Raw genomic sequence first — 14,955 nt, forward strand, 5'->3', positions numbered from 1 at the left:
ACCATGAATCCGGTTTTAGCACATAAAAATGAAATCCTAAGCCTGGTTGATCAGGCAATGATTGATTTTGAAAATATCACGGAAAAAGCATGGAACGATAAACCGCAACCCTCAAAATGGTCTAAAAAAGAATTATTAGGTCATTTGATCGATAATGCATCGAATAATATCCGTCGATTAATTATTGGCCAGTATGAGCAGTGTGTTAAAATCGTTTATCATCAGGATGAATGGGTGCTTTATCAAAATTATCAGGGAACTGATATTAGTGAGGTTAAAACACTTTGGAAATTATTGAACTATCAGATTTGCCGGGTAATTGAAAACATTCCGGAAGAAAAGCTTCAGAATAACTGTGATACCGGAAAAGGAAAAACAGAACTGCATACACTTTCTTATTTTATTGAAGATTATGTGTTGCATTTAAAATATCATTTAAAGCAAATAACGGCATAATAGCTATGTTAGGAATCGAGAATTTAGGTGCATTTATATTAGCTGCTATTATAGTGGTTATTACGCCCGGTGTAGATACCATAATGGTTTTAACAAGAAGTATTTCTAAAGGAAAAAATTCAGGTTTATACTCTGCTCTAGGTGTCAGTTTGGGCTTGCTTGTACATACTTGTGCAGCTACATTTGGCCTTTCTCAAATTTTATCGAAATCAGCCATTGCTTTTAGCATAGTTAAATACCTGGGCGCAGCCTATCTCATTTACCTGGGCTACCGGTCTTTTGCCAGTAAAGGTGAACACGTTGAGATAAAGCCCGTTGAAAGTAAAGTAACCGGAATGAAACAAATGTTTTTTACGGCGCTTTTGAGTGATATTTTAAATCCTAAAATAGCCCTCTTCTTCCTTGCCTTTTTACCCCAGTTTATCAACAGTGAGGAAATTAATAATCCGATTCCTTATTTTTTACTCGGCCTGATTATGTTCTTCATAACCTTAATCTGGTGCTCATTTTTAGCATTAACAGGAAGCAACGTAGCTAAGCACTTTAACCGAAATAAAAATATCGAGATCTGGATGAACAAAACTTCAGGTGTAGTATTTATTCTATTGGGGCTAAAAATAGCCTTAACCAAAAAATAACATTTAAGTTTTACCAAACAGCCAATAAAGCAATCAGTATTAAAAGATGCAAAAGAATATAAATGATAATGAGCTAGTTCCAGCAGATTTAGAAGTTGGAACTTCTATCCGGGTATTTGCACCCGCAACTGTAGCAAACGTTGTTTGTGGTTTCGACGTATTGGGTTTCGCCGTAAATGAACCGGGTGACGAAGTGGAAATGCGTTTTACCGATACACCAGGAGTAGTGATCAAAAGAATTACCGGCGATGACGGTCGTTTACCATTGGATGCTGCTAAAAATACGGTAAGTGCCAGTGTGCAACATTATTTAAAACACATCGATCGTTTGGATGTGGGCGTAGAAATTGAACTCCACAAAAAAATGCCTATCGGCAGTGGATTGGGCTCTAGCTCGGCCAGTACGGTTGCAGGTTTATTTGCCATTAACAAATTAATGGGCGATTTATTAACGGCCAAAGAACTTGTTCCTTTTGCCATGAAAGGTGAAGAACTGGCTTGTGGCTATGGCCACGCCGATAATGTTGCACCTGCTTTGTTGGGCGGTTTTGTACTGGTAAGAAGTTACGAACCATTAGACGTGATTTCTTTGCCAACACCAGCCGGAATGTACGCCGCAATTGTTTATCCGGAAGTTGACGTACCAACAAAAGATGCACGCCAAATGATCCGTAGTAAGGTTGCCCTAAAGGATGCAGTTACCCAATGGGGAAACGTAGCTGGTTTGGTAAGTGGATTGTTCATGAATGATTTCGACTTAATTGGAAGAAGCATGAAAGATGTGCTGGTAGAACCTACCCGCTCGATCCTGATCCCTGGTTTTGAAGAAATGAGAAAACTGGCAATGGAAAATGGTGCAATTGGTTTCGGAATTTCAGGTTCTGGTCCTTCTGTTTTCGCATTGACCAAAGATAAAGAAACAGCCAGAAAAATAACTAAATCGCAACAGCAACACTTGCATAAAATAAATATTAATAGCAAAGCTTTTGTTTCTCCGGTTAACGCGGAAGGGCCAAGAGTAATTTCTTAAGGCTGGAAGGTAGAGGGTTTAAGGGTGGAGGGCTAAGCATCCAAAACCTTCCAACCCTCAACCTTTCAACCCTCCAACCTCATTAAAAATGAAACTATACTCAACCAACAATAAAGATTTACGTGTTTCTTTTAAAGAAGCCGTTTTTAACAGTATGCCTCAGGATAAAGGCTTATACATGCCGGTAGAAATCCCGCAGCTTGATGCCGGTTTCATCGAAAATATCGAGAAATATTCTTTACCGGAAATTGCTTACAAAGTAGCTTCATCACTATTAAGAGATGAAATTCCAGACGAAGATTTAAAGGCTTTAATTGATGATGCCATTAATTTTGAAGCTCCTGCTGTAAAATTGGATGATAAAACCTTTGTACTCGAACTATTCCATGGTCCATCTTTAGCTTTTAAAGATTTTGGCGCCCGTTTTATGAGCCGTGTGATGGCTTATTTCTTAAAAGATGGCGAACAGCTGCTAGATGTATTAGTTGCGACTTCGGGTGATACCGGCGGAGCAGTAGCTTTAGGTTTCTTAGGTGTTCCGAATACCAGGGTAACCATCCTTTATCCCGAAGGAAAAGTGAGTCCGATACAGGAGTTACAGTTAACCACAAACGGTGAAAACATTAGGGCCGTTGAGGTAAAAGGAACGTTTGATGATTGCCAGGCTTTGGTAAAGCAAGCTTTTGCTGATGATGAACTGAATGCGAAATTCAGGTTGACTTCTGCTAACTCCATCAATATTTCACGGTTAATTCCTCAAACCTTTTATTATTTCAACACTTATGCCCAATTGAAAAAACAAGGCTTTAGCGATGTTGTATTTTCGGTTCCCAGCGGAAATTTCGGAAATATCGGTGCCGGCTTGCTGGCTTACAAATTAGGATTGCCGGTTAAACAGTTTATCGCCGCTACCAATGTAAATGACACTGTTCCACGCTTTTTAGAAAGTGGTTTTTACGAAACCAAACCATCAACACAAACCTATTCGAATGCGATGGATGTTGGTGCACCAAGCAATTGGGTCCGCATTATGGATCTGTTTGATCAGGATGTAGAAGCGGTTAAAAAAGTGGTTACAGCTTATCGCTTTACTGACGAAGAAACATTGGGAGGCATTAAAGAACTTGACAAGAAACTAAATTATGTTGCCTGTCCGCATACAGCGATTGCGTATTTGGCAATTGAAAAATACAGAAACGAAAAACCTTCTGATGAAAGTGCAGCCGTTTTCTTATCTACCGCACATGCCTGTAAATTCCCGGATATTTTCCCGGCGGATATTGCAGCTAAAATCGAAATCCCAGAGCAGGTAAAAGCTTTGGAAAGTAAACCTAAACATGCAGATCAGTTAGGCGTGGATTTTGAAGGATTTAAAAGTTATTTGCTTAAAGGGTAGTAATTAGATTGATCGTCATTTCGAGCGGAGTGCAACGAAGCCGAGAACCATGGAGTGCCCAGTGAAGCTAAATCTGTCTAGAGATAGATCTCGCTGTTCCGCTGCGCTACAGTCGAGATGACGATTTATAAAAGTGCAAATCCATCCCAACTTCTGACCTATCTCTAAAGTTAGTCGGGATTTGTAATCCTTAAACAAAAAGTCAAACAACACAAAGGTCCGGACTATAAATCCGGACCAACTTGAAAATATTTATTTAATTAACAGAAGCGAAAGCTGTAGAAGTAATGCTAACATTATTAAATGTCGCACTCCCCGCAGTGGTGGTAATCGCTTGTCCATTAAATCTAAAAGTGCGTGAACCTGGGGCTGCAGTATAAATAATAATAGTATAGGTGCCGGCCGTCAACGGACCATACGAACCTCCACTTGGGCCAAAATAAGCACTAACAGGAGTAGGTCCGTACAGGTAAATAGATCCGTTATCACCAGTTCCATTACTTAAATTTAAACCAATGCTAAAAAATTTACTGGCATTACTTTCAGCCTTAATATTTTGCAAAGGTAACACAGCCAGTACTGTACAAAACAGGAATAATTGAATAAGCTTTTTCATAAGAATTGTTTTTAATTGTAGATTTATATTTGGTTAATTATATAAAAATAAAAATTTAAGCGTTACGTAGGATCGTTTTATTTATAAAAATAAAAAAGGTCGGAACATTACTCCGACCTGAATCAACTATAAAACTAAAATAACTACTTTGTATTTCTGGATTTTAAACTGTTTACTTCTGCCCTTAATTGTTCTATTTGCTCTTGTTGCTCTTTTATACTGGCGACCAAAAGCGGGACTAAACTTTCGTAGTCTACCTTAGTAATGGTCGCATTTTTAAAGGCGTTTTTGCCAGATACATAACTTTTAGCTTGGACTGAAACGATCTCAGGAATAGTTGTTTTAGCTTCAGCACCTACAAAACCATACTGTGATTTGGCTGATAACTTTAGTTTTTCCGCCCAGGCTTTATCGTAATTAAAACTTACCGGCTGGAGCTTAGTTACCTGACTCAGGGCATTTTCTACAGGCTTAACATTATTTTGCACAACTTCCTGTGCACTGATTTTTAAAGAAGCAGCGATTAATAACACTGCAAATGAAATTGCTCGTTTCATATATATTATTTTAAAATTTGAAATAGACTATCTGTTCTACAGGATTTGCAGAAAATTAAACACAAAAATATGTTTAAATGGAGGGTGGTGGAGTTAAAACTTCAGGGAAGTATGCCAATTGAAGAGAACAATCAGGAACAATCACCTTTTTTGAAGTTTGAAGCGGAAAATACATTTTCCCATGAAACATGGTTTCCTGTATTGCATATTCGGTTTCTATTTTCTTTTCTTCTTTCTCTGTTGCATCATCACTTGTAGATAGAACCTCAACGTTATCGGTAGAATAGCTTAAATACGAAACCACACGACTCACTTTTAAGACAAAAGTTAGTGCAATGCAGGCAATCAATATATATTTAAGGCCATCTAATTTCATTGTTACAAATATAATTGCTACAATATTAAAACAACAAAATTAAGGTTAAAGTTCTGTAAGAATTTGAAATATTGGGCAGATGCTATGCGCAAGTTTATGAAAGCAAGGAGCTTTTCCAATAATGGTTTGGATCAGACCTCGCAGTTTTTTGAAACCTGCGAGGTCTTTTTACTAAAAAATAGCTTTAGCAATCTTTTTAGTTTGTTCAGGGCGGCCCATGGTATAAAAGTGTAATACAGGGGCGCCAAAATCGATCAGTTCTTTACATTGTTTGATCATCGCTTCTGTACCAATTTCTTTAGCCTCGTTATTGTTTTTAGCGTGAGATAGCGCATCCGTCAATTCATCAGGTAAATCTATGTGAAAAATCTTCGGTAATACATTTAACTGCGATAAGGTACTTATAGGTTTCAAACCTGGTATAATTGGAATATTGATATCGTTTTCCCTGCATTTCTTTACAAAATCGAAATACTTCTGGTTGTCGAAGAACATCTGTGTTACGATAAACTCTGCTCCCGCTTCAACTTTCTTTTTCAGATATTTGAAATCGGTATTCATGTTAGGTGCTTCGAAGTGTTTTTCAGGATAACCAGCTACGCCGATACAGAAATCGCTTTTAAAGGTTTCTACATCTTCGTGGAGAAATTTACCATCGTTATGGTTCTTGATGTGCTCGATTAAATCTGTAGCATAACAATGTCCACCAGGAGTTGGTACAAAATTCCCATCTGCCTTACGTGCATCTCCACGCAAAGCCAAAACATTATCGATCCCTAAAAACTGTAGGTCGATCAATGCATTTTCGGTTTCTTCTTTGGTAAATCCACCGCAAATGAGATGCGGAACGGCGTCAACTTTATATTTATGAATAATGGCTGCACAGATGGCAATGGTACCAGGGCGCTTGCGGTAAGATACTTTTTGCAGCAAGCCATTTTCCTGTTCTTTATAAATGTAGTCTTCGCGGAGCGAGGTTACATCAATAAAAGGGGGATTGAACTCCAATAGTGGCTCTATGGCATCATAAATCCATTGGATACTTTGCCCTTTAATAGGCGGTAATAGCTCAAAAGAAAATAAGGTTTTACCCTTCGCGTTTTTTATATGGTCTGTAATCTTCATACCCCAACCCCTTAAGGGGCCTTAAATTTTAATTTGTATGTAATTCCCTCCCCTTAAGGGGCCGGGGGTTAATATGCTAAATTCGGACTTAACCACCGCTCCACTTCTTCAACCGGCATATTTTTCCTGATGGCGTAATCTTCAATCTGGTCTTTTGTAATTTTTCCCAATCCAAAATACCTCGAATCGGGATGCGCGAAATAAAACCCACTTACCGCCGCTGTTGGATACATGGCATAACTTTCTGTTAAGTGCAATCCTATTTTATTCTCCGCATCAAGCAATTGGAATAAAGTACCTTTTTCAGTGTGTTCCGGACAAGCAGGATAACCTGGTGCCGGACGGATACCGGCATATTCTTCCTTGATCAGTTCCTGATTACTCAGATTTTCATCCTGTGCATAACCCCAATATTCTTTACGTACACGTTCGTGCATGCGCTCGGCAAAGGCTTCCGCCAAACGATCGGCCAGTGCTTTGGCCATGATGCTGTTATAATCATCGTAATTAGATTCAAACTCATTCACCAGTTCATCAATCCCGATACCAGCAGTTACGGCAAAACCACCAAAATAATCCTGAATACCACTTTCTTTCGGTGCAATAAAATCAGATAACGCATAATAAGGCTGTCCATCTACTTTTTCGGCCTGCTGGCGGAGGGTGTGAATCGTAATTAGTCTTGAGTCTTCAGTCTTGAGTCCAGAGTCGACAGGCAGACTTGCGCCTTCGGACTCCGGACTCCGGACTTCTAAAACAATATCGTCTCCCACCGCATTTGCCGGCCAGAAACCAATTACAGCTCTTGCTGTTAGCAGTTTTTCGTCGAGAATACGTTTTAATAAAGTCTGTGCATCATCAAAAAGTTTCTTTGCTTCGTCGCCTACATTTTTATCGTCAAAAATTTTCGGGTAACTTCCACGGAGCTCCCAGGTATGGAAAAACGGCGTCCAATCAATATAGGGAACCAGTTCCTCTAATGGGTAATTATCGAAAACCCTGGTACCTGTAAATTCGGGAACAGGTAGGTTGGGTTGAAAATCGATCTTAAATTTATTTTCGCGAGCTTCTTCCAACGTTTTAAAACGTTTATCAGAACGCTTATTTAAATGCGCTTCGCGGGCTTTGTCATATTCAGTCCTAATGCCTGCGATATAGTCATCTCTCGTTTCAGGATTCATCAAGGTACTGCAAACGGTAACACTTCTGGAAGCATCTAATACGTGAATAGCAGGACCTGAATAATTCGGCGCTACTTTTACGGCTGCATGGATCCTGGAAGTTGTTGCGCCACCTATTATTAATGGAATGGTAAAACCTTCGCGTTCCATTTCTTTTGCAAAGTGAACCATTTCATCCAGAGACGGTGTAATTAAACCACTTAAACCAATAATATCAGCATTTATTTCTTTGGCTTTTTTGATGATTTCCTGTGCCGGAACCATCACGCCCATGTCTACAATTTCGAAGTTATTGCAAGCCAATACTACGCCCACAATATTTTTACCAATATCGTGCACATCGCCTTTTACAGTGGCCATTAACACTCTTCCTGCCGACGAATTCTGATCCTGGTCAGGATTATCCAGTTTCTCCTGCTCAATAAACGGTAACAGATAGGCTACCGCTTTTTTCATTACCCTAGCCGATTTTACCACCTGGGGTAAGAACATTTTTCCGGCACCAAAAAGGTCCCCGACAATGTTCATTCCATCCATTAATGGTCCTTCAATTACCTGAATCGGGCGGGCATATTTTTGTCTGGCCTCTTCCACATCATCATCCAGGTATTCCACAATTCCCTTTACTAAAGAATGAGATAATCTTTCTTCAACAGAACCTTTTCTCCACTCTTCATCTTTAACCACCTCTTTACCTTTTGATTTTACGGTATCGGCATATTCTACTAAACGTTCTGTCGCATCTTCCCTTCGGTTCAAGAGTACGTCTTCTACCCTCTCTAATAGTTCTGGCGGAATTTCCTGATAAACCTCCAGCATCCCCGCGTTAACGATACCCATGTCTAAACCTGCCTGAATGGCGTGATAAAGAAATGCGGAGTGCATCGCTTCACGAACAGTATTATTTCCCCTGAAAGAGAATGAGATGTTCGAAACCCCACCACTCACTTTGGCATAAGGCAGGTTTTCTTTGATCCAACGGGTGGCATTTATAAAATCGACGGCATAATTATTATGCTCTTCCAATCCGGTTGCAACGGTTAAGATATTTGGATCAAAAATAATATCCTCTGGCGGGAAACCAATTTCGTTTACCAATATATCATAACTCCTTTTACAGATTTCCTTTCTACGCTCGTAATTATCGGCCTGCCCCTGCTCATCAAAAGCCATTACCACAACAGCAGCACCATATTGCATAATTTTGCGGGCACTTTCGCGGAATTTATCTTCCCCTTCTTTTAAGGAAATCGAGTTTACAATTCCTTTTCCCTGCAAACATTTTAAGCCATTTTCGATAACCGACCATTTCGATGAATCGACCATGATAGGCAATTTGGCAATATCGGGTTCAGAGGCAATGAGGTTTAAAAATTTGGTCATTGCTGCTTCCGAATCCAACATCCCCTCATCCATGTTCACATCAATTACCTGTGCACCGCCTTCAACCTGTTGCAAAGCAACGGCTAATGCAGCTTCATAATCGCCACCCAAAATCAGTTTGGAGAATTTTGGAGATCCGGTAATATTGGTTCTTTCACCAATATTGACAAAAATACTATCCGGAGTGATGGTTACAGGTTCCAATCCGCTTAAACGCATATAAGGCTCGAGCACCGGAATTTTGCGGGGTTCAGCTTTTCTGGCATTTTTGGCAATGCAACCAATATGTTCCGGCGTAGTACCACAACAACCGCCCACAATATTCACAAAGCCAGAGGCAATAAAATCGTCAACCAAATGTGCGGTTTCGTGTGGTTGCTCATCATAAGCACCAAACTCATTTGGTAATCCTGCATTTGGATAGGCCGAAACGTAACAACCTGCTTTTGCAGCAAGCTCCTCAATATGCGGACGCATTTCTTTTGCACCTAAAGCACAGTTAAAACCGATACTTAATGGTTTTGCGTGCATTACAGAGTTCAGAAAAGCTTCGGCAGTTTGCCCCGAAAGTGTTCTGCCGGAAGCATCGGTAATAGTACCAGAAATCATGATCTCCAGTTTACGGCCAATTACCTCTTCGTATTTTTTTATGGCTACAATAGCCACTTTAGCATTTAAAGTATCGAAAATAGTTTCGATTAATAATACATCAGAACCACCATCTACCAAACCCCGTACCTGCTCATAATAAGCAGCTTCCAGTTCATCAAAATAAACCGCCCTAAAACCAGGATCGTTTACATTCGGCGACATGGAAAGGGTACGGTTAGTTGGGCCAATAGCACCAGCCACAAAACACTTGCGACCGGGGTTTGCAGCCATAAATTCATTTACAGCTTCTTTTGCCACCCGTGCCCCTTCGAAACTCATTTCGTAAGAAAGGTCTTCCATCTGGTAATCGGCCATCGAAATGCGCTGGGTACTGAACGTATTGGTTTCGATGATATCGGCACCGGCCGCCAGGTATTCCAGGTGTATTGTTTTTATAATATCCGGACGTGTGATGTTGAGCAAATCGTTGTTGCCTTTTACATCACAGGGATGGTTTTTAAATCGCTCCCCTCTAAAATCTTCTTCGGTTAAGGTATATCGCTGAATCATGGTACCCATTGCACCATCAATCACCAAAATACGTTTCTCTAATTCTTCTCTTATACCCATTTGTTGTGTAAAATGTGGGATGGAAAATGGAAAATGGCAAGACACATCATACATCCTCCATTATACATTATTACATCCTAAAAGGCTTATCTAAAAAGTTGGTACGTGAATCGTAATCCTAAACTTATCTGTTTCCGCTATTTGCAGAATAGAATTTAGCACCTTGTAGGTTACAGGTTGCTAAGACTTCGTTGGGTCTAATCCCTCCGTCTTTCTTAATAAGCATACAAAAATGCAACAAAGCAACATCAATTCCAAAATTTATCGCCTTGCAACCAAATAAAATTACAAAGGCCACGCAAAACTGCGCAGCCTTAAGAATATTGTTCTGTTTTTAAAATCAGCAGACTACCTTTTTTCCATATTTTTTATTATACAAAATTACTATATACGCCAACCAAATTCCACCTACGGAACTTACAATATAGATATTTTCGGTTATAAAAGATTTAGTTATCGCCTGTATACAAGCGCCAATTAAGATGAAGCTAACAACTGCGACAAACTTATTCATTACTTTCTGCTTCCGAAAATGCGTAATAAGAAAAGGAAGATATTTAAGAAATCTAAGTATAAGGACAGCGCAGCTACAATAGCCATTTTTTTAGATTCAATCTGAAGAACCTGTTCGCCGCTAGCTTCGATCCCTTCGCCAATTCTTTTTATTTTTTGCACATCGTAAGCCGTTAATGCCGTAAATATGGCAATACCAATGAATGCCATAAACAAACTGAACTGTTCGCTTTGAACAAACATATTTATTACACTGGCAATCACTAAACCAATTACGCCAACCATTAAAATTGGCCCAAATTTACTTAGATCGATATTGGTTGTATAACCCATAAATGCCATAATTCCAAATATTCCGGCAGCTCCAGCAAAACAACTCACCACTGAGCCTGAAGTATAAGTTAACAAGATAAAACTTAAACTCACTCCAGTTAATACTGAATAAAGTACAAAAACGCCAATTAATGCTGGCAATGATAATCTGCTTAAACCGAATCCCATTAATAAAACCAATCCGAGTGGTGCAAACATCGCTACATAACCGAAAATCGACATGCTCACTTTTCCAGTTGAGGGATTAATATTTAAAAGGTATTGCATCAATTGCTCATTAGTACCAAATAAATACGCTGCCACTGTCGATAAACTTAACGCCACAAACATCCATAAGAAAACGTTGGCAAAGAATTTTTTAGAAACAGATCGTTCCTGAACGAAAACACTGTTGTCCTGATATTGATAATTTTGTTGTTCCATTTAATTTTTTGTGTATTTATTAGTTTTTATTTGAAATAAAGTCCGATTATCATTAATGCTAAAGCTATGAATAACCCAACAAACCATTTTATCATGTCTGTTTTTGTATTTGCCAAATCTTCTTTTGAGGCTAAATGTGCAGTTTTATCTACAACTGTTTTATCAACTTTAGACTCAATATAACTTGTTAAATTTTCGGCAACATCCTTATCTAGCTTTTCGCTTAAAGGTGCATATAACTGAGTTACTGAAATATTCATAATTATTAATGATTAAGCTTTGCCTTGTTAATCTCTTTCTTTAAATTATCTCGTAAGATAAAGATAATATTTTAGTTCAATCTTTTTGTCAACAGTTCTTCAACTTTTTTAAAGAATTGTAACGGTTTTAATGTACGCCATGGCAGATTATCAAATGCACCGCCAAAGTTAATGTAATAATCGATGCTATTATCGCGAAATTCGCTGATCACATGCTCCTGAAAATTTACCCCAACAATCCAGCCATCTTCTACTTCCTGAAACCATTCTTCGTAATAACTATCATCTGAAGCGTGAAAATTAAGTACATTTTCTCCTATCAGGATAAACTTATTAATGCCTTCGTCCATCATCAGCTCTAAAATATCGCGCTTCATCAGCATAATATCGTTGTTAATGGCATCGTTCCACTCGCCGATAAATTCGATAATGGCATAACTTCTGTCGTAGTCGGCATATAATACCTTCATGTACAGTGTATTCGAACCAAACTCATCCCATTGCGGATGCAATAAAAAGTTATAAATCTGCTTATCGAAGTAAAGTTCTGAATATTCGGTATTATAAAATGGCGAACGCTCATCTTCTGCCGAAATATAATCATCTCTCCACTGGTAATAAGGCTCAATTTCGTGCATATTTTCTAATTATTGAATGAGCGAGTTTTGAATGAGGGAATGATTAATGCTACTCTTACATGCTATCAATCACTAATTCTTTCATTCACTCAATCCATCCTTCTATCATTTCTTAGTGTCCTGCTTCCACGGCTCTACGTACACTTCCATAACGGTTCAGCAATTCGGCCGCCTCATCATAACCGATATTCAGTTCATCGGCAACCATTTGTGTACCTCTATCGACCAGTTTATGGTTAGTTAACTGCATATCGACCATTTTATTGCCAACTACACGTCCCAGCTGAACCATAACAGTAGTGCTTAACATATTTAATACCATTTTCTGCGCCGTACCGGATTTCATGCGGGTGGAGCCGGTAATAAATTCAGGGCCAACCACCACTTCAACCGGAAAATCCGATTCTGCAGCAATAGGTCCGCCTGCATTACAAACAATGCAGCCGGTTAAAATGCCATACTTACGTGCGGTGTTTAATCCACCGATTACATACGGCGTAGTACCTGACGCCGCCAGGCCAACTAAACAATCTTTCTCATTAATCCCAAATTCCTGAAGATCTTTCCAGGCTTGTCCGGCGTCATCTTCAGCAAATTCTACTGCTCTTCTAATGGCAGTATCTCCGCCAGCAATAATCCCTACAACCCAATCAAAAGGAACACCATAAGTAGGCGGGCACTCTGAAGCATCTACCACACCTAAACGACCACTTGTACCTGCACCGATGTAAAATAGACGACCACCTTTTTTCATCCTTTCGGCAACGGCCGATGTTAATTTTTCGATCTGAGGCAAAGATTTCTCGACTGCAAAAGCTACAGTTTTATCTTCGTTATTAATGCCCTGCAAAACTTCCAACACCGACATCTGATCAATGTGGTTATAGTTAGATTCTTGCTCGGTAACTCTGTTCATAAATATAATTTTGATAAAATTCGGTAAATTCTTTTTAAATTCTACGCTAAAAAATCAAAAATATCGCTCACTAATTTCAATCATTCTATTCATTGCGTTAATTAATGTTAAATATTATAAACAAAAGACATGAAAATGCAGTTAAAAAATATATCAACTCGCTAATTTTCATAAATTTGCAATAACGCCAATGAAAAAATACCCGTAACAACATACTGATTGCTGTAAGCTATTCTGTTATTTTAATAGCAGGTATGTTTTTGGGTATAAAATTCATTAAAGATCAAGGCTTTGGCGTTAAAAGAAGTCCTCAACTAGCCAATAACAGCGACGAAAAATTAAACGAAATCTTACACATCATTAACGGCAATTATGTTGATGATATCAATACCGATTCGCTTCAAAATTTACCTATCGATAGTGTTTTACACCAACTCGATCCACATAGTGTTTACTTGCCACCAACTGATGCGCAAGATATGACCGATAACCTGGAAGGAAATTTTGAAGGTGTAGGCATAGAATATTACATGCTTAATGATACCATGATGGTTACCGGTGTGGTTAAAGATGGACCAGCATACCAGGCGGGAATTAAATTGGGTGATAAGATACTGAGTATTGATACCGCAGTAGTAAGTGGCCGAAACCTACCAAAAGATCAACTTACAGGTCGTTTTAAAGGCAAATCCGGTACGGGCGTGAGTGTAGTGCTTTTACACCCGGGAGCGCCACAAAGTAACCGCATCATGGTTACCCGTGGTAAGGTAAACGTAAGCAGTATTGATGCGGCCTACATGATTAACAACGAAACTGGTTATGTTCGGATAAGTAAGTTTGGCGCCAATACGGATAACGATTTTTCTGCTGCAGCCAATAATCTTAAAGCAAAGGGCATGAAAAAACTGATTCTTGACCTTCGCGATAATGGAGGTGGTTATTTTACAGCGGCGACGGGCCTCGCCGATCAGTTTTTGGGCGAGAACAAACTCATTGTGTATACACAAGGCAAGCATGAGCCACGCACCGATTATTTTTCTACTGGTACCGGGTCTTTTCAAAATGGGAAGTTGGCTGTGCTGATTAATGAAAATACTGCTTCAGCAAGTGAAATTGTAGCAGGAGCCATCCAGGATTTAGGACGTGGGATTATTGTTGGCCGCCGCTCTTTTGGCAAAGGCCTGGTACAAGAGCAATTTGCTTTTGGCGATGGCTCTGCATTGAACTTAACCATTGCAAGATATTATACGCCATCCGGTCGGAGTATCCAAAAATCATACAAAAAAGGTTATGATGCTTATAAACATGAATTAGACGAACGGATGACGGATGGAGAGCTCACAGGAGACCGTACCTCTTTCCAGGATTCTATTGAGAAAACTGAAGGTGTAAATATTCAGCCTAACAAAAAAGTTAAACGAATTGGCGGGATCCAGCCAGATATATTTGTGAAATTAGATACAAATGGCTATAATAAGTTTTACAGTAATCTGGTAAGCAAGAAAATACTTTCTGACTACGTGTTTAATGTACTCACCAATAAGTACAGTGCCAGTTTTGTAGAACAGAATATCAATATCTTCACCATAAACGATAACGACTTTAAGGACTTCATCGGATTTCTTCAACGCAAAAACATAGCAATAGATCGTTTTCAACTGTACAATTCGAAAAATGTGATTTTAAATGACCTTAAAGCTTTGCTTTGTCGCTATTATCTGGGCGATGTTGGTTATTATAAGGCCGCAAACCAGACAGACAATGCGGTAAGACAAGCACTTCTTAACCTTCAATAGCCATATTTTATACTTTATTGAGGCTAAATCAAGCAGCTAAATAAATTTTAAATTTCGAAAAATCAGTATAAAACAACATAATATTTCAATTCAAAAA

The 14,955-nt window shown here is 39.0% G+C and carries 14 protein-coding genes and 1 riboswitch; of the genes, 5 read left to right on the plus strand and 9 right to left on the minus strand.

Translation table 11 applies throughout. The features are described 5' to 3' along the window. Window positions 1-3 precede the first annotated feature (3 nt). The 4 genes from ACQ86H_RS26620 (at window position 4) to thrC (ending at window position 3,520) form a co-directional block, all read left to right on the plus strand. Window positions 4-456 carry a DinB family protein gene (locus ACQ86H_RS26620; protein WP_431293036.1) on the plus strand — a complete coding sequence of 151 codons (453 nt, stop codon included), beginning with the start codon at window positions 4-6 and terminating at the stop codon, window positions 454-456. Between the two features lie 5 nt (window positions 457-461). Further along, the gene (locus ACQ86H_RS26625; protein ID WP_138819646.1) at window positions 462-1,094 is read left to right on the plus strand and encodes a LysE family translocator; all 633 of its coding nucleotides are present in this window, start codon (window positions 462-464) and stop codon (window positions 1,092-1,094) included. A gap of 46 nt (window positions 1,095-1,140) precedes the next feature. Continuing rightward, window positions 1,141-2,124, plus strand: coding sequence for a homoserine kinase (locus tag ACQ86H_RS26630; protein ID WP_431293037.1), 984 nt, complete (start codon window positions 1,141-1,143; stop codon window positions 2,122-2,124). Window positions 2,125-2,212: 88 nt separating this feature from the next. Continuing rightward, window positions 2,213-3,520 (plus strand): threonine synthase, encoded by a 1,308-nt coding sequence (gene thrC / locus ACQ86H_RS26635; protein ID WP_431293038.1) that lies wholly within the window; start codon window positions 2,213-2,215, stop codon window positions 3,518-3,520. Between the two features lie 256 nt (window positions 3,521-3,776). Here thrC and ACQ86H_RS26640 read toward each other — a convergent pair whose 3' ends face one another. The 9 genes from ACQ86H_RS26640 to murQ all read right to left on the minus strand — a co-directional run bounded on the left by ACQ86H_RS26640 (window position 3,777) and on the right by murQ (window position 13,062). After that, a complete protein-coding gene (locus ACQ86H_RS26640; RefSeq protein WP_431293039.1) occupies window positions 3,777-4,136 on the minus strand; it encodes a hypothetical protein in 360 nt (119 codons plus the stop codon). Between the two features lie 143 nt (window positions 4,137-4,279). Continuing rightward, window positions 4,280-4,693: a tail fiber domain-containing protein gene (locus tag ACQ86H_RS26645; protein WP_431293040.1), complete on the minus strand. Its 414-nt coding sequence runs from the start codon at window positions 4,691-4,693 to the stop codon at window positions 4,280-4,282. A gap of 73 nt (window positions 4,694-4,766) precedes the next feature. Further along, window positions 4,767-5,069: a hypothetical protein gene (locus ACQ86H_RS26650; RefSeq protein WP_431293041.1), complete on the minus strand. Its 303-nt coding sequence runs from the start codon at window positions 5,067-5,069 to the stop codon at window positions 4,767-4,769. Window positions 5,070-5,240: 171 nt separating this feature from the next. Further along, window positions 5,241-6,194, minus strand: a complete 954-nt coding sequence (gene metF, locus ACQ86H_RS26655; protein ID WP_138819640.1) for a methylenetetrahydrofolate reductase [NAD(P)H] — start codon at window positions 6,192-6,194, stop codon at window positions 5,241-5,243. A 68-nt stretch (window positions 6,195-6,262) separates the two neighbouring features. Then, window positions 6,263-9,979, minus strand: coding sequence for a methionine synthase (gene metH / locus ACQ86H_RS26660; RefSeq protein WP_431293042.1), 3,717 nt, complete (start codon window positions 9,977-9,979; stop codon window positions 6,263-6,265). Between the two features lie 121 nt (window positions 9,980-10,100). Continuing rightward, window positions 10,101-10,204: riboswitch (SAM riboswitch) on the minus strand. 288 nt (window positions 10,205-10,492) lie between these two features. Further along, window positions 10,493-11,248, minus strand: coding sequence for a Bax inhibitor-1/YccA family protein (locus tag ACQ86H_RS26665; protein ID WP_431293043.1), 756 nt, complete (start codon window positions 11,246-11,248; stop codon window positions 10,493-10,495). A 26-nt stretch (window positions 11,249-11,274) separates the two neighbouring features. Beyond that, on the minus strand, window positions 11,275-11,508 hold the full coding sequence (locus tag ACQ86H_RS26670; protein WP_431293044.1) for a hypothetical protein: 234 nt from the start codon (window positions 11,506-11,508) through the stop codon (window positions 11,275-11,277). A 71-nt stretch (window positions 11,509-11,579) separates the two neighbouring features. Next, on the minus strand, window positions 11,580-12,146 hold the full coding sequence (locus tag ACQ86H_RS26675) for a hypothetical protein (protein WP_138819636.1): 567 nt from the start codon (window positions 12,144-12,146) through the stop codon (window positions 11,580-11,582). A gap of 112 nt (window positions 12,147-12,258) precedes the next feature. After that, on the minus strand, window positions 12,259-13,062 hold the full coding sequence (gene murQ, locus ACQ86H_RS26680; RefSeq protein ID WP_431293045.1) for an N-acetylmuramic acid 6-phosphate etherase: 804 nt from the start codon (window positions 13,060-13,062) through the stop codon (window positions 12,259-12,261). 254 nt (window positions 13,063-13,316) lie between these two features. Between murQ and ACQ86H_RS26685 the strand changes: the two genes are divergently transcribed. Next, window positions 13,317-14,858, plus strand: coding sequence for a S41 family peptidase (locus ACQ86H_RS26685; RefSeq protein WP_431293046.1), 1,542 nt, complete (start codon window positions 13,317-13,319; stop codon window positions 14,856-14,858). Window positions 14,859-14,955: the final 97 nt, after the last annotated feature.

This window comes from Pedobacter sp. P26 (genome assembly GCF_050632135.1).
Lineage (GTDB): Bacteria > Bacteroidota > Bacteroidia > Sphingobacteriales > Sphingobacteriaceae > Pedobacter.